This window comes from Brevundimonas sp. (genome assembly GCF_041911375.1).
Taxonomy (GTDB): domain Bacteria; phylum Pseudomonadota; class Alphaproteobacteria; order Caulobacterales; family Caulobacteraceae; genus Brevundimonas.
The window spans coordinates 1-20,472 of the sequence record NZ_JAYRPA010000073.1 but is presented as its reverse complement, the minus strand read 5'-3'; the positions used below and the strand labels follow the sequence as shown (position 1 = coordinate 20,472).

The following is a 20,472-nucleotide window of genomic DNA, read 5'->3' as shown; positions in this document are numbered from 1 at the left end:
CTGGTGCGAGATGGGCGGCTGGCCAGACGGATTTTTCGCCACCACGCCACGGCTGTATGTCGCGGCGGTGGAGGGACGGACGCGCGCTGAGAGGCGTCGCTTCCGCATGGCCGGCTGGATGGCCCACACCCTGGCCTCGCTCGAACGCGCCAAGAAGATCCCGGCGCTGGAGAAGCTGGTCGGTGGTGACGACATCACGCCCCGCGCAGCCGAGCCCCGCACGCCCAACATGCTGCTGTCCCTCGCCCGCCGGTGGCAGGTCGCCCTCGACGGGAGGCCCCCACATGCGGGGTGACAAGCCGAACTTGAAGCAGGACCGGGCGCCGCTTACCACGGCCCCGGCCCCGCCTTCCTGGCTTCCGAAGGCCGCGAAAGCCGAATGGAACCGGAGCGCGCCGGTCCTGGCCGAGCGCCGCATCCTGACCGAGGGCGACCTCGGCAGTCTCGAAAACTACTGCCTGGCGATCGGGCAGGTCCGCTTCTGCCAGGAGACCCTGGCCAAGCTCGAGAGCCCGTTTTTCGCGGGCGACAACGGCGCTCCACGGCCGCACCCCGCTCTGCGCGTGATGCACACCGCCATGACCCACGCTCGCCAACTGGCGGCGGAACTGGGCCTTACGCCCGTCTCCCGTTCCCGCCCGGCCATCAGCGACGAGGGCGACGACAACGGGGGATTCGGTGACCTGGTGGACTGACGACAGCCCCATACCCGACCCCGAGGGCAAGGGCGCCCGCGCGGTGAGGTTCATCCAGATGCTCAAGCTGCACGAGGGCAAGCTGGCCGGGCAGCGGTTCAGGCTGGCCCGGTGGCAGCAGCGGATCGTTCAGCGCATCTATGGCGACACCCGCGAGGACGGAAAGCGCCGCATCAGGACGGTGTTCATCCTCCTGCCCCGAGGCAACGGCAAGACGACCCTCTGCGCCGGCCTTGGCCTGCTGCACCTGACCGGCCCGGAGAAGGAAGCCGGGGGGCAGGTGATCGTTGCCGCCGCCGACCGCGAACAGGCGTCCATCGCCTACAATGCCGCCTCGGGCATGATCGCCCAGGAGTCGGCCCTGAAGCAGCGGACGAAGGTTCTCCCGTCCTACAAGACGATCCAGCACGCCGGCTCGCGCTCGACCCTGAAAGCCATCTCGCACGAGGCCTATTCCAAGCACGGCCTGTCGATCTCCTGCCTGATCGCCGACGAGGTCCACGCCTGGCCCAAACGCGAACTGTGGGACGTGCTGCGCCAGTCGATGGGTAAGCGCGAGGAGCCGCTGACCATCGTCATCACCACGGCCGGCTCCGGCGTCCACGGCCTGGCCCATGAGCTGTACGACTACGCCCGCAAGGTCGCCTCCGGAGAGGTGGAGGACGAGACGTTCCTGCCGATCCTGTTCGAGGCCCCCAAGGATGCCGATTGGCAGGACGAGGCGGTGTGGAAGGCGGTCAACCCCGCCATCGCCGCCGGCTTCCGGTCGCTGGAGGAAATGCGCGTCACCGCTCGCCAAGCCGCCCAGATCCCGGCCCAGCGCGAGGCCTTCAAACGCTACTACCTCAACATCTGGTCCGACGGCGCGCCCGATCCCTGGCTGGATATGGACCTCTACGACAAGGGCGGCGCCCCGCTGGACCTGGAGGCCCGCGAGGGCGAACCCGTCTGGCTCGGCGTGGACCTGTCCAGCACTCAGGACCTGACGGCCGTGGTCGCCTGTCTTCGTGATGAAGATGGCGGTTACACCGTGGCGCCGTGGTTTTTCTGTCCCGCCGACAACCTGGCCAAGCGCCAGGAGCGCGATCAGGTCCCATACCTCCGCTGGGCCGAGGAAGGCCATCTGACCCCGACGCCGGGGAACGTGGTCGACTACGCCTTTCTCGAGGAGACCATCGCCGAGATCGCCGAACGGTTCAGCGTCCAGGAGCTGGCCATCGACCCGGCCATGTCCGCCGGCATCGTCCCGCGCCTTCAGGACCGAGGCCTGAACGTCGTCCACTTCCGGCAGGGCTGGATCAGCATGACGCCGGCCATCAAGGAAACCGAGCGCGCCCTGCTCGCCGGCAAGGTGCGTCACGGTGGTCACCCCGTCCTGCGCTGGAACTTCGGCAACGCCGTCATCGACAACGGCCCGACCGGCGACACCGCCCGGTTCAGCAAGGCCAAGAGCGCCGAGAAGATCGACGGCGCCGTAGCGGCCGCCATGGCCATCGCCCGCGCCCAGGCCTCAGAGGCCGGCCCCTCCATCTTCGAGTCCGAATGGATCGAGGAAATCAACTTCGCTTAGGAAAGGATGCCTATGTCTATCACCATCACCGGCCTCAAGACGGTCGATTACACCACCAAGACCGGGACACGCTTTCTCGCCAAGTTCGACGTGCAACTGGACGGCCTGCTGACGCTCCCCGGCCTATCCCTGGTGCACAAGGACGTGTCCAACTATCACGTCCTCCCACCAGAACTAGCTGCCGGTCAGGTGCGCCTTTGCAAGACGCTGCGACAAGCCATCTGTCACCAAGCCCTGGTCGCCTACAACGCTTTCCGAGAGGTCCAGGACAGCCCGCATAAGCCGGAGCTGTCGGCCGCCGTCGCCCTGGTGCGCGAACTCGAACAGCGGGACGCCGCCTGATGCCGGTCATCCTCCCATCGTCTCCCGCGCCCAGGTCGGCGAACGTCCGCCTGGTGACCTCGGTCGCGGAGCTGAGGTCAGCCCTCGGCGGCTCGATCCAGCGCATCAACCGGAAGGGCTCTCACTTCGCCATCGACTATGTGATGCCGCCCATGGAATACGATCAGGCCATGACCTGGATTGGCCTCCTGGCTGCAGCCATGGCGGACACGGTCATCATGCCCTTCCCCCAGGGCGCGTTCGATGCCGGTCCTGTCGGCTCGCCGGTGGTGGATGGATCGGGCCACGGTGGGACCATGCTACCTATCCGGGGCCTGACGCCCGCCACGCCCATCGTCACCGGTCAGGTCTTCACGCTGGTCAAGGCGGATGGGCGCTACAACTACATCGTCACCCAGGCCACCACGGCGGACGGCGACGGCAAGGCCACGCTCCGGTTCGCACCCATGCTCCGCCGACCTCCTGCCGATGGTGACCAGGTTCTCATCGCCGCGCCGGAGATCGAGGGCTTCGCGACGCCGGCGGGATCGGGATGGGCCATGGATACGGCCCGCCATGTCGGACTGGCGTTCACCATCGAGGAGCGGAACTGAGGTGTTGCCGTCATGGCAACACCCCCCTTTCCGCTGTCCAGGTTCAGCCCATTAGCGACTTGATATACCCATAGGCTGCCGGGCGCTGCTTCAGCGCGAACTCGAGCAGTTCCAGCGTCTCTCGCAGATGCGCGACTTTTCGCAGTTCGTGGTCGCCGCCGGTCTTGGCGAGCGCGTAACCCGCCGCCACGATTTCGAGCTTCAGCGCATCAATGCGCTCACTTATGGCCGTTGCTTCCTGATCGGCCTTTTCCAGTGCTTCGTCAGACATCCAGTGCCTCTTTCCTTGCCATTCGGTTGGGAGTTATGCCACTACGACGAGCGTAGGCGTTCCCGTTCCGTTCGGACAAGCTACTTGTCGGAGGCTTTTGCCGAGACTTCGCTCGGGTCTTTCTTCGCCACCGGCTGTTCAAGACTCTCCATGGCGGCGGTTAGTAGAGCACAGCCTCCAAACATGACACAGATTGAGCTCCACATAGTTGCGGAGCCAATGCGTCGATTCGTCTTGAGTTCGTCGTCTCGAGCCTTTTGCAGCACCTTGTCGCTCACCGGACCGAACACCTTGTTGTCGGGCCCGAACCTTGCATGCAGGGCCGCCTGGCGTTCAAGGTTTCGTCGAATCCCTCTCTGATATCGAAACGTCTGAGCGTGCGTTAGGCCAGTCCATGCAATAACGGCACCGACGAACAAGAGCATCAACCCAGCGCCGACTATCCATTCGCTGACCTTTTTATCGGTCGCCATCAGAGCGGTTAATGCGCCGGCTAAGGCCGCCAGAGATCCGTAGAGCGTGAGTCTCGCTCTTTCTACCTGCAGGACTGTGGCCTGTTCCTCATCGGTTTCTATACCCGGCCGGAAATAGGCATCGATAGAATCGATAGCGCTGCGGCGCTCGATCGGGTCAATCACCGAACTTTTCCCGAAGCAGTTCCCTTATAGCGTGAGCGCGGCTGTTCGGCGCGTCTAAGCCTTTGTGCCTAGCCTCCGCACCAAGCCAAGCGTCCAGCTTCTCGAGCATGTCAGGGTGCAGCCTGACACCTACGAGCGTGCCCTGCCCGGTCGGGGCCGGACCTCGCCTCTTCTTTGTTATCAAGGTATCTTTACCATCCATGCTTACTCTGTTATCAGAGTAGCAGGCCGGAGGGAAGTTGGAGCTTCCCCCCAGCCCTAACCGCAACCGATCCTTGGGAGATCAGGTCATGGCCTTTGACGCCAATAGCACACCCGCGCCCATAGTGCAGGTGATCGAACACCCCTCAATCAGCCGCGCTCGCCTTCACCGGCGCCTGTCGGTGTTGGTGGACCGCCTCATCACGATCATGGACGGCCTGGACGCCGATCCCGATTTGGAGCCCAACCTCGCCCACCCCCAGGTCGACCACTGGCTGAGCCAAGCCCACAGCGCCAAGACCCTGCCGCTGGGAGGGGAGGAATGGACCGATCTCGAGGAGGCCTGCGAAGACGAGGGTGCCATCGAGGAGGATGACGACCGGGAGACCGAGGCGAGCCTCTGTGGCGTCACCTTCGGCCACGGCCATGCCGTGAACCTCGGCCCCTACGGCGGCGGCTTCACCTATGACCTGGAAGACCAGTGCGAGGACGAAGGCCACGACAGCGACCGCGAGCCCAGCTTTGGCGGCGTGCGCATGGTGGGTCTCGGCGTGGACGAGTCGGCCGAAGGCTGTTCGCCTGAAACCGGGGAGGGTCCGCAATGATCCCCGACAAGCTGACGCCGGAGCAGGAAGCGGCCCTCGAGGAGCTGTTCCACCAGTGCGATCTCATCAGCGCGCGGCCCCTGCCCTGCGAGATCGAATGGGTGCTGCAGAAAAACGGGGGAAACCCATGATTCGAGGCGAGAAAGAACCTCTCGCCTATTGGCGAATTTTGGAAAATGAGGGATGGTGGAACCCCGGCTCAAAACGGGAACAAAAGCCCGCGCTCATGGGGGAGCGAAACTGGAAAGGAAGCCATCCCCATGGCCGAAAGCAATGTTCTCTACGGCGCCAAGGCGATAGCCGCGCACCTCTTCGGCGACGAGGCGAAGTGGTCGCGGATCATCGACATGAACCGCCGGCTGGATGTCCCCCATCGGTTCCCGATGTTCTATCTCGGCGCCACCCTCTGCGCCCGGAGGTCTGCGATCGACGAATGGATCGCCCAACGGGAGGCGGCGAACTGCAACGCGCCGGCCATCCGCGATGAGGCCGCCTGAGATGGGTTGGCCTGTCATCAAGACGGCCCAGGCGCTGATCGCCGAGGAGATCGTCCCCTGTTCACAGGCCACGCTCATCAGCCTGGCCAAGGCGCATGGCGTCGGCCGCAAACTCGGTCGCGCCTATGTGTTCACGCCTGACGACGTCCAGGCCCTTCTGGAGGCTCTACCATGCCCCTCACCCTCAAACGACGACACGGCTCCCCGAACTGGTACCTACGCGGGTCCGTCAGGGGCATCCTCGTTGACGAAAGCACTGGCACTGGCGACCGTAAAGCGGCCGAAGAAATCCGCGCGGTCCGCGAAGCCGAGCTGCTCAAGCGATCGGTCCACGGTGATTCCGCTACCCGCACGTTCGCCGAAGCGGCGCTGAGCTACATGGAGGCTGGGGGCGAGCGGGCGCACCTCAGTCCCATCCTGAAGGCGTTGGGAACGAAGCCGTTGGCCAGCATAGGCCAGGCCGAAATCGACGCGTTGGCCAAGAAGCTGAAGCCTGGCGCCGCGCCCTCCACGGTCAACCGGCACGTTTACACGCCGGTCTCGGCGGTGCTGCACCATGCCGCTCGCAAGCGGTGGTGCGACAAGCCTGTCCTAGCGCGACCGAAGGAACCGAAGGGCCGGATCCGCTGGGTGACGCATCAGGAGGCCAATCGACTGATAGAGGCCGCCGCCCCACACCTGAAGCCGTTGGTGATCTTCCTGTTCTCCACCGGCGCACGTCTATCCGAGGCGCTGTACCTGGACTGGAGGAACGTCGACCTGAGCCGCGCGCACGTCGAGTTCATCGACACGAAGAACGGCGAGGCCCGAGGCGTTCCGCTCCATCCGCGCGCCCTGGCGGCCCTGGCTAACCTCCCGCACCGCGAGGGAGCGGTATTCCGCCGCGCCCTGCCCCGCACGAGCGCGAGGGGCATCACTCGGCCCTTGGGCGAAGCCTACGAGGTCCGCGAGGGAGGCGGTGGCCAGATCAAGACGGCGTGGGCCGGGATGCTGCGCCGCGCCGGGATCGAGGACTTCACGCCGCACGACTGCCGCCACACATGGGCGACCTGGCACTATCGGGCCAATCGCGACCTGACCGCCCTTATGGAGCTGGGAGGATGGAAGAGCGCAGCGATGGTGATGCGCTACGCCCACGTGAATACGTCGCATCTGGCCGGGTCGATCGGCGCAGTCTGGGAGGACAGCGCAGAGCCCAAATCTGGGGACGAGACGGGGAGAGACGAGATGCCCAACCTGAAAGTGGTTGGATCATAGGAGGAAAACGGATGCACCCTTCGCCCTTGGTAAGGCTGAGGTCGGCAGTTCAATCCTGCCCGGCGGCACCATCTGAGAACCCCTGACAATCAAAGACTTAGTGCATTGTCAGGGCCTCTCGCCCTACCTTTGAAAATCTTGTCGCTACCAAATCGCTACCCAGCCGGGGAGCGTCAGCCGCGCTTGGGCGGAGCGTTATGCTTGATCTTTCGAGGGCGCCTCCCGGCCCTCGCCGAGGGATCGGTAGACGAGGGTCGCGCAAGTCGCGCATGCCTTCCCCTTCCGCTCGACAAAGGCTGTGCGCGAGACGCGCGTCTGGCCGGGTAACTGGACCCTGCAGAGCAGTCACGAATCCAAAGCAACTCCCTATCGCACCAGCCACCCATTAGGAACGAACGACGACCTCGGTCATTGGGAGAGTGGACCAGCCCGGGCCAACGGCCGTGTCGAGGACTGCCGCGTCCTCGGGGAAACCCACCCAGGACTGGGTTCGCCCGCACGGCGGTCGCCTGATGCAGGAAACTGAAGTCGCCCCTGGGAATCGCGACATTCAGTTCGCCCGAACGATTCAGTTCCTTCCCTGAGCCGGCACAGCGTCCGAGTTGTAGCTCTCTGGCGCCAGTGCACCGGGCGGGTGACCCTTCACTTCGTCGCCTGCGGACCGCCGGCACGCTTGAGATTACAGGGCGGCAGATCTCTATCGCGCAGCGTGAAACTGGGTCAGGCCGTCGCGAACGATCGCCTCGCCTTCCGGGCAAGGTTTAAGCTCCGACACCGCCAGATACATCTCGCCATCGCGATAAAACCAGACATCGAAGCCTCGAAGGCCAGCAACACGGAATGTGTGGAAAGTCCCGCAGACCCGCTCGCCGAGCGTGTCGGGGCTGCTTGTCGCCCGCTCGAGGCTGACCGGCGCCTGGACAAAACCGCCCAAAAGGGCCTCGATCCGCGCGCGCCGCACGGCGTCCTCGGACGAAACCTGCGGCTCGTTGGGGGGCGCCGCGGATCGGTTCGACGCGGCGGGGCGCGGCGCCACGAGAATGGCGACCGAAGCGCCCGCGACCATGACCAGGACGGCGGCGATGAGAGCGTGCTGACGGGTCAATCCGGCCTCCTTGGCGCAGGCCTAGCCGTTGCTGCGAAGGAAGGCGCTAAGAAACACGCTGAACGACGCCTAAACGCGAGCCGGCGCTGGGTTCGTCTTGACCCTCCTGATGGACAAGGGAAGAGTTGAGCCGGCACCGACATGCTCGGGGCCTTACCGGGACTTGATCGTCATGCAAATCCGACCGAAGGCGGACCCGTGGTTGCGGCGGGCCTGGCTCGCCCCGCGCGCATCCGAGGGCGGGTCACATCATGCATGAGCGGGCGGGTCTGCCCGCGCGCGCCGAAGATCTGGTCGATCTCGACGCACTCGCCTCCGCTTATGAAACGATCATCCCCGACCCCGACCAGCCGAGCCAGGCGGTCGCGTTCGGCACGTCGGGCCACCGAGGGAGCAGTCTGGACGGGGCCTTCAACCGCACTCACCTCCTGGCGATCGTACAGGCCGTAGCCGACCACCGTCGAATGCAGGGCGTCCGGGGCCCGCTGTTCCTCGCCCGAGATCCGCACGCTCTGTCCGAACCCGCCTGGCGCACCGCCATCGAGGTGCTGGCGGGCAACGACGTCGAGGTCCTGATCGACGTAGGGGACGGCTTCACGCCCACGCCGGCAGTGTCGCACGCCATCCTGCGCCACAACCGGACCCGGCCGGCCGATGATCCGGGTCGGGCCGACGGCCTGCTGATGACCCCGTCCCACAACCCGCCGCGCGACGGGGGCGTGAAATACAACCCGCCTTCCGGCGGCCCCGCCGACGACGCCGCCACGCGCGCCATCGCCAGCCGAGCCAACGCCCTGATCCGGTCCGGCCTGACGGACGTGCGCCGCCTTCCGTTCGAGACTGCCGTTCGACGCGCCGGCCGATACGACTTTCTGACGCATTATGTCGACGATCTTGCCTCCGTCGTCGACCTTGAGCGGGTGCGCGACGCCAGAGTGCGGATCGGCGCCCACCCGCTCGGCGGCGCGGCTACGGCCTACTGGGCCGCGATCGCGGACAGGCACCGGCTGGATCTGACCGTGGTCGATCCAACGATCGATCCGCGCTGGGCCTTTATGCCGCTTGATGCAGATGGGGCCATCCGCATGGATTGCTCCTCGCCCTGGGCCATGGCAGGCCTTATTGATCTGATGCGACGCGGCGCCGCTTATGACGTCGCGGTGGGGAACGACGCCGACGCGGATCGCCACGGGATCGTCACGCCCGACGGCGGCCTTATGAATCCCAACCACATGCTCGCCGCCGCAATCGCCTACCTGCTGCCGAACCGGCCGGGCTGGTCGTCGAAGGTGGGAATCGGCAAAACCTTGGTGTCCTCCTCGATGATCGACCGGGTGGTGGCCGACCAAGGCCGCCGCCTGACCGAGGTTCCGGTCGGTTTCAAGTATTTCGTGGAAGGCCTTGGCTCCGGCTCCTTGGCTTTCGCCGGTGAGGAATCCGCCGGGGCGGTGTTTCTGCGGCGCGACGGGACCCCCTGGTCGACCGACAAGGACGGCCTGATCCTGGGCCTTCTGGCCGCCGAGATCCAAGCGAACACCGGAGAGAGCGCCAGCGCGCTCTACGGCCGCCTTGCGGCACAACATGGCGCGCCGGCCTACGCCCGCGTGGACGCCCCGGCGACGGCGGCGGAAAAGGCCCGGCTGGCCGGTCTCAGGCCGGGCGATCTGCGCATCGATCGCCTCGCCGGAGAGCCGGTGCGTGACGTTCTCGTGCGCGCGCCCGGCGACGACGCGCCGATCGGCGGCGTCAAGGTCGTATCCGACAACGCCTGGTTCGCGGCCCGCCCGTCCGGCACAGAGGCCGTTTACAAGATCTACGCGGAATCCTTCCTCGGCGCCGCTCATCTGGCGCAGGTTCAGGCGGAGGCCAGCGCTATGGTGGGCCAGGCGATCGCGCCCCCTTCTACCGATGCCTGACCGGTGGGAGCGCTCGGCGGAGTGGGGTTCTGCGCCGAGGTGGAACCCGGCCCTAGCCGCCCAGCAGGGCGTCCCAGGCAGACGCGAAAGCGGAGGGCGGCGCAGGGTCTGCAAACGCCGGCCCCGAAGGGAGAAGGGCGGCGTTAGCGTCATGCGAGGCGGCGAACCAGTGCTCGAGAAAGCCGTCGTCCAATCGAGCGGCCGGATGTTCGGCCCAGACCGGCGTCGGAGCGTCTGCGCCAGGACGGCCCGGAAGCCCAACGGTTGATCGGGAGGAAGTCATCGGGATGGGATACGGGCGTCGAGGAGACGGCCGTCGGAGGATCAGGGAACGCCTCGTGGGCTTTCCAAAGGGTGAACCCGGAGCGGAATCTCCGCCCCGTCCGCTGGACTCAAGCCGGAGGGCGCGTCTCCGGGGTGAAATCCGAGGGGAGCCGGCTCGCCGGAATGCGCGGCGTGAGCGGGGGCGTTCGACCGGTGCGGGGGCCGACGGCCCGCCGCGCGTCCGCCGCCGCCAGATACCCCATGGCGGCGATGGCCACGATCAGCACCGCGCCCAGGGTGAAGGGGCCCAGCACCAGCTCGACCTTGGCGCGGATCATGGTCGCCACCCCAAGGGCGGCGAAGAACATCACGGTCAGCGGGGCCTGCCGCCGGATCGCCTGGAGAACGGTCGCGAGCAGGCCCCGAAACAGGACGATCGCAACGAGCACGGCCCCGACCAGGCCGAAATCCACCGCCCATTCGCGATAAGAGTCGTGGAAGTTGAATCCCGCGCCGTCTGTCAGGCCGGCCCAGCGCAGCAAGCCGATCGTGTCGGCGCTGTCGCTCAGCCAGGTCGAGCGATAGCCATAGCCCAGAAGCGGCCGTTCGGCGATCATCCGGTCTGCGTGGGCCCACAGATAGTCGCGCCCCGTCAGCCCCGTGTCCTTGCCTAGGACATCGACCACGAAGTACTCCCAGTAGCCGGCCAAATCCTCGCGCACCATCCACAGGGGCGCCAGGAGCGCGAGCAGTAGCAAGACAAAGGCGAACTGGGTCGTGGGGGGCAGCCGCGAGGCCACGCAGAAGGCGCAGACCAGCCCTGCGAACATCAGAGTGACCAGCACTGCGCCGGTGGCGAAGCTGCCCATCAGCACATAGGCCGCCAGCAGGACCGCGGGGACTGCAGCCAGGCGGACAAGGCGAGACTCCGCGCCGCAGGCCGCCAGCACGCCGCCGCTGCAGATGATCTGGCTGCAAAGGGCTCCCATGGCGTTCTTCGACCCGACGATGCCGATCAGGACCGGTCCGCCCTGCGACTGGCCCTGCCGGCCGGACAGAAGGCACAGGATCAGGATGAACAGGCCGCTCAGAAAGAGGGCCCGGATCGTGGGCAAGGGCGCAAGGACCCCCGCCAGCACGATCCCCGCGCCTACGGTGATCGCCAGCTGCGCCCCGTACCGCAGGCTGACCCCGGGCGCCGTGGACCATAGGGCCGACAGACACGCCAGGAGACCGATGACGAGGAGCGGCCAGCAGCGCAACAGGCTCGCCGCGGCCCGTTCCGGAGCAAGGGCGAAAAGCCCCGCTGCGGCGGCCATGAACAACAGCGGCGCGAGCGGGCCCAGCACCCCCATCCAGCCCGACGCCAACAGAAAGAAGGCGGCGATCTGCAGAAGCAGCTCGCGTTGCGCCTCGGTGAGCCGGCGCCCGCCACGGTACGCCGGCGGGCTGAGGCGGCGGGTGGACGCCGAAGCCTCGGACGAGGCGGGACGGACGGCCGGACGCGCCATCAGACCGCGGCCCGACCGGCGGGCGCGGCGCGGCCCTTCAGGAAGGCCCGGAAGTCGTCATCCAAGCGCCCGACGGTTCGGATCAGCAGCCCGCGCGCGCGGAGCGCCAGACGGCGGCGCAGCGCCACCGGCCCGCCGGCTGGCGCGGGCAGAAGCGCCTTCAGCAGCCCTTCGATCCGCGCCCCCGGCGCTGCGGCGAACCGGTCGCTCGTCGAGTAGCTCCGTCGCAGCGCGGGCCCGGCCTGCCGCCAAGCCAGTCGCTGCAGCGTCTGGATCCGGCGCTTGAGGTCGATCTCGCGCCGGAACCAGCCGGCGCGGTCGCCCAGGTCCCGCGTAGTCTGGACGCCGTTTTCCGCCCAGACGGCGGCTGGCTCCATCACCACCAGGATCGGCTCGCGAATGGAGAAGGTGCGCATGTATTCCTGGGCGGTTGCGCCGCAGGCATGGCCGATCTCCAGCGGCGAGATCGCGTGACGCGACCAGAACAGCCCGCCGTTGGAGACGCCGATGCCCGCAATCAGGGCGAGGCGGAAGGCGTCGGGCGAATAGAGATCGTCGACGAACTGGTCGTCCAGGACCCCGACGGTGTCGAGCCGCGCCTCGTCCGTCCCGGCCGCGCGTTCGATAAGCTGGTTGCGCAGGACGACCTCGCAGCCCGCGGCGCGCGCCCGCGCGATGTTGTCGGCGAGGAAGTTCGGCAGGAGATGGTTGTCGTCCTCCAGCACGCAGAAAAAGTCCGCGTCGTGCGGATTCCGCGATGAGAAGCATTGATCGATATTGGCCGAGGCGAACTTCTGGGGGCGGTTCGCCGTATAGCGGATCCGGGCGTCGCCGAACGCCTCGCAGACGGCGCGCCCGCTCTCGTCGGGGTCGTCGTCGAAGACATCGCACACCCAGTTCGGCCAGGTCTGGGCGCGCAGGGACGCCAGACTGCGCGCGAGCAGAGCCGGTCGCCGATAGGTCGGCGTGCGGACGTGGACAAGAGCGGGGTCGCGGTCGGACATCGAGCCTCCAGGGCGAGGGCCAGCCTCACCACGCCCGGCGCAGCAAAGCAAGCGCCAGGACAAAGCGAGCGCATCGACGGCGTTGACACGCCCCGCGCCGCCGCTCAACTGGGCGCGACCAGGAGAGGGACGCCCATGACGCCGACCGTCAGCGTGATCATGCCGGCGCGCGACGTGGAGGATCTCGTCGGCGCCGCCCTCGCCTCCGTCCTGTCCCAAAATGCGCCGCTGGAGGTCCTGGTGGTCGACGACGCGTCCCGGGACGGCACAGCGGCGACAGTGACGGCGGTCGCGGCCGGCGACCCCCGCGTGCGGCTACTCCAGGGCGCCGGGGCAGGTCCGGGGGCGGCCCGCAACCTCGCCCTGCGGGCGGCGCGCGCGCCCTGGGCGGCGGTCGTGGACGCCGACGACCTGATCGCGCGAGGCCGGCTGGCCCGGCTGGTGGCGCTCGGTGAAGACCTTGGAGCGGATCTGGTCGCGGACAATCTGACCGCCTTCTATCCGGATGAGACCCCCGACCATTCCTGGCTGTCGACCCCGGCCTGGGCGATCGCGCGACCCATCGATCTTCGCGCCTACCTCGAGGCCGGGGTCGGCGAGGCCCGCGCGGACCAGCTCGGCTATCTGAAGCCGATCATGCGCACCGCCTTTCTGCGCCGGCATGGCCTGGCCTATGACGAGACCCTGACGATCGGCGAGGACTTCGATCTGGTGCTTCGGGCCTTGGCGGCCGGGGCCGTCTACCGCTACTCGCCGGAGTGCGGCTACCGCTATCGTCGCCGCGCCGGGTCGATCTCCCACAGGATCGACACCGAGCAACTGCAGCGCATGTCGACCGCCCTGGCGGCGACCGTGGGCGCCCTGCCCGCGGACGCTCGCCCTCTGGCGGCGCGCCGGCTGGCGGTGCTGAAGGCCGATCTTCAGTTCGCGCGTCTGGTCGCCGACCTGAAGGCCGGGGCCGTCGCGCCCGCCGCGCGGGCGCTGCGGTCGCGCGAGATGCGGATGCGGCTGCGCCAGGCGGCGAGGGAGGGTTTCGCGGCGCGCCTTCGCCGAGTGCGACGGCGGCTCCAGCCGGGTTGATCACTTCAGCGCAGGCCAGGCTCAAGTATCGCCGCGGCTAAGATGACAGCTTGACTGTTGCATTCGCCGGCCTCGACTGGCGAATGCGGCTGAAAAGTCGCGCAATCGGGGAATCTGTCATAGATTCGGCATGAATATTGCCACCGAATCGCCGTTCGCCTTGACTTAGGTTACCAGTGCGTTAACACACCCACGGAACAACGTTCCACTTGGCTATGGAGGCTTTGATGAAGACCGCCTACGAGACGCCCTCGATCGCCGATCTCGGCACCTTCGAGGAAATCACCCAGGGCTCGTCCACCGGCTCCACCTTCGACGGCAACTACGTCGCGGGTCAACCGGTCCCGGATCCCCTGGACATCTTCAGCTGATATTCAGCTCGATCAAGGCGGACCGTCCTCGACGCGCCGCCTGGAGAGAACGGGACCTCGGTCCCGTTTTTTTTGCCCGCGGCCCGACGCTTGCATCGGCCGACTCCCGCCTGATCGTGTGATGGATCCGCCCCGTTGATGTCCTCGTCTCCCCGCTTTCGCGCCCGCCCCGACGTCGTCGTCGCCGAACTCGACGGCGGCTCCGTCCTGCTGGATTTGACGACCAGCGCCTACTACAGCCTCAATCCGGTCGGCCTGTTCCTCTGGCGCGAACTGGAGGAACCGCGCGCGGCGGGCGAGCTCCAACTGGCGGTCCGGGCGGCTTATGACGTGGACGAGGCGGTCTGCGCCCGGGACGTGGACGCGCTGCTCGAAGCGCTCCAGGCGCGCAAGCTTCTGCTGCGGGAGCCCGACGCTGCGTAGCGCGGCCCGGCTCGCCGATCTCGGCCATTTCATCATGGCTTTGGCCACGCTCGTCTTCTTCTCCGCCGCACTTCGCGTCGCGCCCTACCGCCGTCTGGCGCGCTGGCTGCCGCGCGCCGGGACACAGCCGGCCGAGGCCTGGCGCAAACGTCGCCTCCATCGCCACGTCACCCGGGCGGCGCGCTGGACCCCGGGGGCCAGCTGCCTGCCCCAGGCGATGACCGGCTACCTCCTCTTGGCGGCGCGAGGACGCGAGGCCTTGATCCGCATCGGCGTCAAACAGCCGCCGGGCGAAGCCTTCCGCGCCCACGCCACCCTGGTAAGCGGCGGCCACGTCCTCCTCGGCGGAGACGGGGACGCGGACACCTTCCACCCGCTGACCGACCTCCAGCCGGGCAGATGAGGCGCGGGCTGGCGGGCGTGGTGGCGACCGGACGCAGCCGCCCGGCGGCCCGCGATCCGCAGGCCATGCTGGCCGCGCTCGGTCGGGGGGCGGTCCGGCGCGTCGCCGGCTCGGGCCCGGCGATCATCGCGCAGGCCGGCGGATCGGAGGTCGCTCCACCCGGTGGGGCCTGGCGGCCGCCGACGGGGTGGCTGGTCGCGGCCGACGCCCGTCTCGACGATCGCGCGCGGCTGGCGCGCGATCTGGACTGCCCCGACCTCGATGAAGCGGTCATCCTCGCCGCCTATCGCCGCTGGGGCGACCGCTGCCTGTCGCGCCTCGGGGGCGAGTTCGCCTTCGCCCTCTGGGACCCCACTGACGGCCGCCTGCGGCTCGGCCGCGATCTTTTCGGGTCGAGGGCCCTGATGTATGCCGAGGGGCCGGCGGGTCTGGCCTTCGCTTCCGAGGCCAAGGGCCTGCTCGCCCTGCCCTGGGTCCCGCGCGTCAGCCCCGAGCTGCGGATCGCCGAATTCCTCCACGGCCGGATGCCCGGACCAGAGGACACCATGTTCGAGGCAATCCGGCGCGTGCCGGCCGGCGGTTGGCTGATCTACGGTCCCGAGGGGGCTCGCCTCGCCCGCGGGGACGACTGGACCCTGCCGCCGCCGGCGCAGGCGCGAGACCTTCCCGAACAACTCGCCGCCCAGTTCGACGCGGCCGTGCGTCGCCGCACGCCAGCCGGGGAGCCGGTGGCGGTGACGCTGAGCGGCGGCCTCGATTCCTCCTCGATCGCCGTCACGGCGGCGCGGTTCGCGGACCAGCCCCTGCCCACGCTGTCCCTGGTTTTCGACGCCTTCCCCGAGGTGTCCGAGCGCCCCTTCATCGAGGCGGTGGTTCGGACGGGCCCGTTCGACCCTCTGTACGTCGATCCCGGCCTCCAGGATCCGTTCGCCGACTTCCAGGCCCTCCTGCGCATCCAGGACGGCCTGTGCCTGGCGCCGACCATGGCGATGACCGACCGGCTGTTCGACGCCATGCCCCGGGGCTGCATCCTTCTCGACGGCCATGGCGGGGACGAGGTGATCTCCCACGGCTACGAACGCCTCCACGACCTGGCGCGCACCGGCCGCTGGGGCGCCCTCTGGCGGGAGGGACGCGGCGCGGCGCGCGTCACGGGGACCTCGCCGCTGGCTGTCTGGCTCGGCTACTATAAGCTCTACGGGCCAGGCGGGCGGCGTCTGCAGCGGCTCGAGGACCAGTGGCCGCGCCGCGACGGCCGTCCGGCGACCGCCGGGCTCGCCCCAGGCCTAGCGACGCGCACCCAAGCGCGGCTGGCCGCGGGACGCCGGCGCGCGCCGGCCGACTTGACCGGCCGCGAGCGCCACCTTTGGACGCTCTCGGATCCCGCCCAGGCCTATGCCCTGGAGGCCTTGGACCGGCGCGCGGCGCACCGCGAGGTGGACCTGCGCTGCCCGTTCTGGGACAGGGATCTGGTCCGCTTCATGCTATCGATCGAACCGGATCAGAAACTGGCGGACGGCTGGACCCGGGCGATCATGCGGCGAGCGATGCAGGACCGATTGCCCGACACCGTGCGCTGGCGGCGCGACAAGCACGATTTCGCCCACCATCTGACCCGCGGCCTGCGGGCGAGCCCCGCGGCTTCGGCCGCGCGTTTCGCCGCGGACGCGGATCGGCTCTCGCAATATCTCGATCTCGCCGCCGTCGATCAGGCCCGCCGCACCGTCCTTACGGCGCCCGGCGCCGCGCCCGGCGCTGCGCTCCAGACCCTGTGGCGGGCGACGGCTGTGGCCGAATGGCTGGATTTCGCCGAGACCCATGCCATCAGGATCAGCTCATGACCGTCTCCTCGCGCCCCGATGGGGTTCCGACCGGCGCCGATCACCGCCGCGCCTTCGGCCTGACGATCGCGGCCGACCTGCCCCTGGACGACCTTGCGGCGGCCCCGCCCGACGCCGCGCCGGACCTGCGGATTGTTCGACGCCCGGGCGTGTTCCTCCCCTGGGACGGGGGCTCCCCGCTCCGCTTCGCCTTCGGGACCGGCGAGACAGGGACGATCGACCAGCTGGACTGGCGAGACGTGGGCGGCTTCCGCATTGAGCACGGGCGCACCGTCGCCTATGAGCCCGGCTCCCGGGTGAGCGACGACCTGGTGACCCTGCCCCTCCTCGGCACGGTGATGGCGGTGGTCCTGCAGCGCCGCGGGCGGATGGTGCTTCACGGCAGCGCCGTGGCCCTCGGGGGGAAGGCCTGGGTCTTCGTCGGCGACAAGGGCGCGGGCAAATCCACCACCGCCGCAGCCTTGATCAGCGCCGGTCGCCCGCTGCTCACCGACGACGTGGTCGCGCTGGAGATCGGCGCGGACGGACGACTGCTGGTCGCCCCCGGCTATCCGCAGGTCAAACTCACCGACAGCGCGACCGCGGGCATGGCGCTCGCGGACGCCGAGGTCCTTCCCACGCCCTATGCCGCCTACACCAAGCACCGTCACGCCCTGACCGCGCCCTTCGACACCCGGCCGGTCGAACTGGGCGGCGTCTTCGTGCTCCATCGCGGCGCCCGCTTCGATCTCACGCCCTTGGCGGGCGCCGCCGCGGTCCAGGCCCTGATGCGTTTCGCCTATCTGACCCGGTTCGGCGGTGCCTTGTTCGAGGGGGAGGACGCGCGAGCGTTCCTGGATTGGTGCGGCCGCGTGGCGCGCCAGGCGTCCGTGGCTCGTCTGGAGGTCCCTACCGGCTTCGAGGCGCTGAAGGCCCTGGACGCCTATCTGTCGAACGTCGCGGATTCGGGCGGCCGGCCATGAGCGAAGCCGCGCGCCATGGCTTGAGGGGGCAGGCCGACCGGATTCTGCGCGTCACCCGCTTCGTCTGGCCCTATGCGCGCCAAAGGGTGGTGGCCACCTTCGCCCTGCTGATGGCCGCGGGCCTGACCGAAGGGGTCTCGATCCTGCTGTTCGTGCCCGTGCTGGCCGCGCTCGCGCCCGGCGGCGGCGGCGACCTGACCTTCGGCGGCGTCCTCCCAGCCTGGGTGGGCGGCCCCCTGCTGCACCTGGGCCTGGCGCCGCTCCTGGCCCTGATGGCCGCGGCGGTCATCCTGCAGGCGCTGCTGTCGCGCCTGAGCACCCTTACCCTCATCGACACGGCCCTCACCGTGGCGAACGCGGTGCGCGCGCGACTGTTCGAGACGGTCGGCTTCGCACGCTGGGGGCGGATAATGACCGCGCGCCACGCCGACATCAGCCACGCCCTGACGATGGACGTGGACCGGATCCAGGCCGTCCTGAACAGCCTGCTCTACATCCTCCAGGCCGTGCTGATGCTCGTCCTCTACATTGGCTTGTCGTTCCTGGTCTCCCCCGCCATGACGGCGGCCGCGTTCGTGGCGGGGGCTCTGTTCCTAGCCGCCCTTCATCCCTTGCGGGCCTTCGCCTCCCGCTACGGGGAGGCGCTCAGCCAGCAACGCCAGGTCCAGTACCGCACCATCGGCGAGTTCCTGGGCGGTCTCAAATTCGTCAAGAGCATCAACGCGGAGGCGCGCTACGTCCAGCGCTTCATCGACAATTCGGCGGAACTGACCCAGGGCGTGCGGCAGCTGTCGCGCGTCGCCGCCCTTCCCGGTCTCCTGTTCCAGGCCGGTAGCGCCGTCGGCGCGGCGCTGTTCATCTACGTCGGCTATGCCCGTCTGGACCTACCCGTGGAACAGATCGCCGTCATGCTGTTCCTGTTCCTGCGGGTTTCACCGCGTTTCACCAGCTTGCAGACCCACTACCACACGCTGATCCTCAACGTCGGGGGCTACGACACCGTGCGGGAGGTGCTCCAGGTCTATGAGGACGCTCAGGAGCCGCCAGCGGCCGGTCCAGCGGCGCGCCTGCCGCTCGAGCGCGCGATCACGTTCGAGCATGTGTCGTTCCGCTACGGCCCCGAAGGGGAAGCCGTGCTCGACGATGTCAGCTTCACTCTGACGGCGGGGGAGATCACCGCGCTGATCGGCGCCTCTGGCAGCGGCAAGAGCACGACCGCGGACCTGCTTCTGGGTCTGCTGGAGCCCATCACGGGCGTCGTCCGCATCGACGGGGTGGCCCTCGACGCCGAGACCCGACGCCGCTTCCGCGAAGGCGTCGCCTATGTGCCCCAGGAGGTCTATCTGGCCAACGGTTCGATCCGCTACAATCTGACCCTGGCCGCACCGCTGGCGGACGACGCCGCCATGTGGCGGGCGCTGGAGCAAGCCCAAGCCGCCGAGGTGGTCCGCCGCCTGTCGGGCGGACTGGACGGCCGCATCGCCGACCAGGGCGTCGGCCTGTCGGGAGGCGAACGGCAGCGGATCGCCCTGGCTCGGGCTTTGCTGCGAGAGCCCGATCTGCTGGTGCTCGACGAGGCGACCAGCGCGCTGGACTGGCGCAACCAGCAGCTCATCGCCCGCGCGGTCGAGGATCTGCGGGGCCGGATGACTGTCGTGACCATCGCCCACCGCCCGTCGATGATCGGCTTCGCCGACCGGCTGATAGCCCTGGATGCCGGTCGGGTGGTCGAGGTCGGCCGCTACGCCGAACTGGCGGCGCGACCCGACAGCCGCCTCTCTCGGCTCCTCGCCGGCGAGGGCGGCGGGCCGATTCCGGATGTCGCGGAGGCCGCCGGGTGATTGATCGATCGAAGCCCATGGCCGCGCTCCCCCCGCCGGTCGCACCCTTGCCTGAAGGCGCGGCGCGGAAGGCCGTCGACGCCCTGCTGCTCGACTGGGTCGCCGCCGCTCTCGCGGGCGAGACCCGCCCCCCCCTGCGGCTTGACGCCGCGGCCTGGGACGATCTGGTGGCGCAGTTGCGGATCCATCGGCTCGTGGGCCTGATTTGGCCGGTCGTCTCGGCGAGCGCCGGGGCGATGCCCGCCTCGGTGCTCGCTCGTCTGGCGACGTTCCGCGATCTCGCCACCCGGATGAACGGCGCGAACCTGATGACCATGCGCCGGGTGCTGCCGGCCTTCGCCGCCGCAGGGCTCCCCGTCGTGGCGTTTAAGGGTCCGCTGATCCAGCAGGCCGCTTACGGCGGACTGTTCATCCGACCGTCCTCCGACATCGATCTTTTGGTTCATCCGCGGGATTTCGACCGCGCCGCCGCCCTGCTCGACGCGGAGGGGTACGGCCTGGCCCCCCGGTGCCGATCGCTCTGGTGGCGGCTGTTCCTGGGCGAGCGTCATTTTCTGCCGCGCCGACCCGCGGAGGCGACCATCGACCTGCATCTTCGACTGCAGCAGCCCGGCGCCCCCCTGCCCCGGCTCGCCGCGGCCTTTCTCGAGGCCCGCGAGGTATCAGTCGTGGGCGGGGCGCCCCTGCCCGTGCTCTCGGCGCGCCATCAGTTGCTCCTGTGCGCCATGAGCTTCGTCAAGGCGCTCCACCACCGCGAGCCGGCGCTCCGTTACGTCGTGGACTACGCCGCCCTCGCGGCCCGGCTCGACCCAGCCGCCGATCAGGCCCTCGAGGCCGAGGCGGCCCGACAGGGCCTGCGCGCGAGCCTGGCGCTCACCCGTCGCGCCGCGGCCGTGCTGACGCTGGCGCCGCCGCGCCCATCTCCGTCCGCCTCGCGGTGGGAAGGCCCTCCGACGGCGCCGGCCTGGCTGTCTGACGCGGACCTGCGGGCGCTGATCCTGCGCCCTGACGCTCCCGACGCCCCCTGGCCCCGTCGGCGGCGGCTGCTCTGGGCGCTCAGCGACCGACCAAGCGAAGCGCTC

General features: G+C 68.8%; 23 protein-coding genes. 18 read left to right on the top strand and 5 right to left on the bottom strand.

The features are described from left to right. The first annotated feature begins 10 nt into the window (after positions 1-10). From ACE3PU_RS12325 to ACE3PU_RS12305, 5 genes are read left to right on the top strand one after another with little or no spacing between them, the layout of a single operon-like run. Positions 11-295 (top strand): hypothetical protein, encoded by a 285-nt coding sequence (locus ACE3PU_RS12325; RefSeq protein WP_374390192.1) that lies wholly within the window; start codon positions 11-13, stop codon positions 293-295. Further along, positions 285-695 (top strand): phage terminase small subunit P27 family, encoded by a 411-nt coding sequence (locus tag ACE3PU_RS12320; RefSeq protein ID WP_374390190.1) that lies wholly within the window; start codon positions 285-287, stop codon positions 693-695. Before ACE3PU_RS12325 ends, ACE3PU_RS12320 begins: the two co-directional genes overlap by 11 nt. Further along, positions 679-2,265, top strand: coding sequence for a terminase large subunit (locus ACE3PU_RS12315; protein WP_374390188.1), 1,587 nt, complete (start codon positions 679-681; stop codon positions 2,263-2,265). The genes ACE3PU_RS12320 and ACE3PU_RS12315 overlap by 17 nt, the downstream gene beginning before the upstream one ends. A 6-nt stretch (positions 2,266-2,271) precedes the next feature. Then, positions 2,272-2,607: a hypothetical protein gene (locus tag ACE3PU_RS12310; protein WP_374390186.1), complete on the top strand. Its 336-nt coding sequence runs from the start codon at positions 2,272-2,274 to the stop codon at positions 2,605-2,607. A gap of 53 nt (positions 2,608-2,660) precedes the next feature. Next, entirely contained in the window at positions 2,661-3,200 is a 540-nt protein-coding gene (locus tag ACE3PU_RS12305) for a hypothetical protein (protein WP_374390184.1), read from the top strand. 43 nt (positions 3,201-3,243) lie between these two features. Here ACE3PU_RS12305 and ACE3PU_RS12300 read toward each other — a convergent pair whose 3' ends face one another. Together ACE3PU_RS12300 and ACE3PU_RS12295 are read right to left on the bottom strand one after the other, a co-directional pair. Next, positions 3,244-3,471, bottom strand: a complete 228-nt coding sequence (locus tag ACE3PU_RS12300) for a hypothetical protein (RefSeq protein WP_374390182.1) — start codon at positions 3,469-3,471, stop codon at positions 3,244-3,246. Positions 3,472-3,551: 80 nt separating this feature from the next. Beyond that, positions 3,552-4,109 carry a hypothetical protein gene (locus tag ACE3PU_RS12295; protein WP_374390180.1) on the bottom strand — a complete coding sequence of 186 codons (558 nt, stop codon included), beginning with the start codon at positions 4,107-4,109 and terminating at the stop codon, positions 3,552-3,554. 290 nt (positions 4,110-4,399) lie between these two features. Here ACE3PU_RS12295 and ACE3PU_RS12290 point away from each other — a divergent pair, with 290 nt between their 5' ends. From ACE3PU_RS12290 to ACE3PU_RS12275, 4 genes are all read left to right on the top strand, one after another. After that, positions 4,400-4,915, top strand: coding sequence for a hypothetical protein (locus ACE3PU_RS12290; RefSeq protein WP_374390178.1), 516 nt, complete (start codon positions 4,400-4,402; stop codon positions 4,913-4,915). Then, on the top strand, positions 4,912-5,046 hold the full coding sequence (locus tag ACE3PU_RS12285; RefSeq protein WP_374390176.1) for a hypothetical protein: 135 nt from the start codon (positions 4,912-4,914) through the stop codon (positions 5,044-5,046). Before ACE3PU_RS12290 ends, ACE3PU_RS12285 begins: the two co-directional genes overlap by 4 nt. Positions 5,047-5,175: 129 nt before the next feature. Then, on the top strand, positions 5,176-5,412 hold the full coding sequence (locus ACE3PU_RS12280; RefSeq protein ID WP_374390174.1) for a hypothetical protein: 237 nt from the start codon (positions 5,176-5,178) through the stop codon (positions 5,410-5,412). 171 nt (positions 5,413-5,583) lie between these two features. Beyond that, complete coding sequence (locus ACE3PU_RS12275) at positions 5,584-6,669, top strand: tyrosine-type recombinase/integrase (RefSeq protein WP_374390172.1); 1,086 nt, start codon at positions 5,584-5,586, stop codon at positions 6,667-6,669. Positions 6,670-7,366: 697 nt separating this feature from the next. Here the strand turns inward: ACE3PU_RS12275 and ACE3PU_RS12270 are convergent. Next, positions 7,367-7,774 (bottom strand): hypothetical protein, encoded by a 408-nt coding sequence (locus tag ACE3PU_RS12270; RefSeq protein WP_374390170.1) that lies wholly within the window; start codon positions 7,772-7,774, stop codon positions 7,367-7,369. A gap of 251 nt (positions 7,775-8,025) precedes the next feature. On the opposite strand from ACE3PU_RS12270, the gene pgm reads away from it, so the two are divergent. Continuing rightward, positions 8,026-9,690, top strand: a complete 1,665-nt coding sequence (gene pgm / locus ACE3PU_RS12265) for a phosphoglucomutase (alpha-D-glucose-1,6-bisphosphate-dependent) (RefSeq protein ID WP_374390168.1) — start codon at positions 8,026-8,028, stop codon at positions 9,688-9,690. A 392-nt stretch (positions 9,691-10,082) separates the two neighbouring features. Here pgm and ACE3PU_RS12260 read toward each other — a convergent pair whose 3' ends face one another. Further along, positions 10,083-11,465 carry an O-antigen ligase family protein gene (locus ACE3PU_RS12260; RefSeq protein WP_374390166.1) on the bottom strand — a complete coding sequence of 461 codons (1,383 nt, stop codon included), beginning with the start codon at positions 11,463-11,465 and terminating at the stop codon, positions 10,083-10,085. After that, positions 11,465-12,469 carry a glycosyltransferase family 2 protein gene (locus ACE3PU_RS12255; RefSeq protein WP_374390164.1) on the bottom strand — a complete coding sequence of 335 codons (1,005 nt, stop codon included), beginning with the start codon at positions 12,467-12,469 and terminating at the stop codon, positions 11,465-11,467. The genes ACE3PU_RS12260 and ACE3PU_RS12255 overlap by 1 nt, the downstream gene beginning before the upstream one ends. Before the next feature lie 135 nt (positions 12,470-12,604). On the opposite strand from ACE3PU_RS12255, the gene ACE3PU_RS12250 reads away from it, so the two are divergent. From ACE3PU_RS12250 to ACE3PU_RS12215, 8 genes are all read left to right on the top strand, one after another. Next, on the top strand, positions 12,605-13,549 hold the full coding sequence (locus tag ACE3PU_RS12250) for a glycosyltransferase family 2 protein (RefSeq protein WP_374390162.1): 945 nt from the start codon (positions 12,605-12,607) through the stop codon (positions 13,547-13,549). A gap of 227 nt (positions 13,550-13,776) precedes the next feature. Next, positions 13,777-13,920, top strand: a complete 144-nt coding sequence (locus tag ACE3PU_RS12245; RefSeq protein WP_374390160.1) for a lasso RiPP family leader peptide-containing protein — start codon at positions 13,777-13,779, stop codon at positions 13,918-13,920. A gap of 138 nt (positions 13,921-14,058) precedes the next feature. Then, entirely contained in the window at positions 14,059-14,343 is a 285-nt protein-coding gene (locus ACE3PU_RS12240) for a PqqD family protein (protein WP_374390158.1), read from the top strand. A 34-nt stretch (positions 14,344-14,377) separates the two neighbouring features. Beyond that, the gene (locus ACE3PU_RS12235; protein ID WP_374390156.1) at positions 14,378-14,746 is read left to right on the top strand and encodes a lasso peptide biosynthesis B2 protein; all 369 of its coding nucleotides are present in this window, start codon (positions 14,378-14,380) and stop codon (positions 14,744-14,746) included. Further along, positions 14,743-16,587, top strand: a complete 1,845-nt coding sequence (locus tag ACE3PU_RS12230; RefSeq protein WP_374390153.1) for an asparagine synthase-related protein — start codon at positions 14,743-14,745, stop codon at positions 16,585-16,587. Before ACE3PU_RS12235 ends, ACE3PU_RS12230 begins: the two co-directional genes overlap by 4 nt. Continuing rightward, entirely contained in the window at positions 16,584-17,549 is a 966-nt protein-coding gene (locus tag ACE3PU_RS12225) for a hypothetical protein (protein ID WP_374390151.1), read from the top strand. Before ACE3PU_RS12230 ends, ACE3PU_RS12225 begins: the two co-directional genes overlap by 4 nt. After that, a complete protein-coding gene (locus ACE3PU_RS12220) occupies positions 17,546-19,390 on the top strand; it encodes an ABC transporter ATP-binding protein (protein WP_374390149.1) in 1,845 nt (614 codons plus the stop codon). The genes ACE3PU_RS12225 and ACE3PU_RS12220 overlap by 4 nt, the downstream gene beginning before the upstream one ends. Positions 19,391-19,407: 17 nt before the next feature. Next, positions 19,408-20,472, top strand: a 1,065-nt coding sequence (locus tag ACE3PU_RS12215; protein ID WP_374390147.1) for a nucleotidyltransferase family protein, incomplete at its 3' end; no start/stop codon positions are given.

Bases quoted from the DNA above. Each gene is read 5' to 3' on its own strand.
- ACE3PU_RS12230 (WP_374390153.1), top strand. From the start codon at position 14,743: ATGAGGCGCGGGCTGGCGGGCGTGGTGGCGACCGGACGCAGCCGCCCG.
- ACE3PU_RS12275 (WP_374390172.1), top strand. From the start codon at position 5,584: ATGCCCCTCACCCTCAAACGACGACACGGCTCCCCGAACTGGTACCTA.
- ACE3PU_RS12280 (WP_374390174.1), top strand. From the start codon at position 5,176: ATGGCCGAAAGCAATGTTCTCTACGGCGCCAAGGCGATAGCCGCGCAC.
- ACE3PU_RS12285 (WP_374390176.1), top strand. From the start codon at position 4,912: ATGATCCCCGACAAGCTGACGCCGGAGCAGGAAGCGGCCCTCGAGGAG.
- ACE3PU_RS12320 (WP_374390190.1), top strand. From the start codon at position 285: ATGCGGGGTGACAAGCCGAACTTGAAGCAGGACCGGGCGCCGCTTACC.
- ACE3PU_RS12235 (WP_374390156.1), top strand. From the start codon at position 14,378: ATGGCTTTGGCCACGCTCGTCTTCTTCTCCGCCGCACTTCGCGTCGCG.
- ACE3PU_RS12245 (WP_374390160.1), top strand. From the start codon at position 13,777: ATGAAGACCGCCTACGAGACGCCCTCGATCGCCGATCTCGGCACCTTC.
- ACE3PU_RS12255 (WP_374390164.1), bottom strand. From the start codon at position 12,469: ATGTCCGACCGCGACCCCGCTCTTGTCCACGTCCGCACGCCGACCTAT.
- ACE3PU_RS12220 (WP_374390149.1), top strand. From the start codon at position 17,546: ATGAGCGAAGCCGCGCGCCATGGCTTGAGGGGGCAGGCCGACCGGATT.
- ACE3PU_RS12250 (WP_374390162.1), top strand. From the start codon at position 12,605: ATGACGCCGACCGTCAGCGTGATCATGCCGGCGCGCGACGTGGAGGAT.
- ACE3PU_RS12240 (WP_374390158.1), top strand. From the start codon at position 14,059: ATGTCCTCGTCTCCCCGCTTTCGCGCCCGCCCCGACGTCGTCGTCGCC.
- pgm (WP_374390168.1), top strand. From the start codon at position 8,026: ATGCATGAGCGGGCGGGTCTGCCCGCGCGCGCCGAAGATCTGGTCGAT.
- ACE3PU_RS12325 (WP_374390192.1), top strand. From the start codon at position 11: ATGGGCGGCTGGCCAGACGGATTTTTCGCCACCACGCCACGGCTGTAT.
- ACE3PU_RS12260 (WP_374390166.1), bottom strand. From the start codon at position 11,465: ATGGCGCGTCCGGCCGTCCGTCCCGCCTCGTCCGAGGCTTCGGCGTCC.
- ACE3PU_RS12310 (WP_374390186.1), top strand. From the start codon at position 2,272: ATGCCTATGTCTATCACCATCACCGGCCTCAAGACGGTCGATTACACC.
- ACE3PU_RS12300 (WP_374390182.1), bottom strand. From the start codon at position 3,471: ATGTCTGACGAAGCACTGGAAAAGGCCGATCAGGAAGCAACGGCCATA.
- ACE3PU_RS12225 (WP_374390151.1), top strand. From the start codon at position 16,584: ATGACCGTCTCCTCGCGCCCCGATGGGGTTCCGACCGGCGCCGATCAC.
- ACE3PU_RS12290 (WP_374390178.1), top strand. From the start codon at position 4,400: ATGGCCTTTGACGCCAATAGCACACCCGCGCCCATAGTGCAGGTGATC.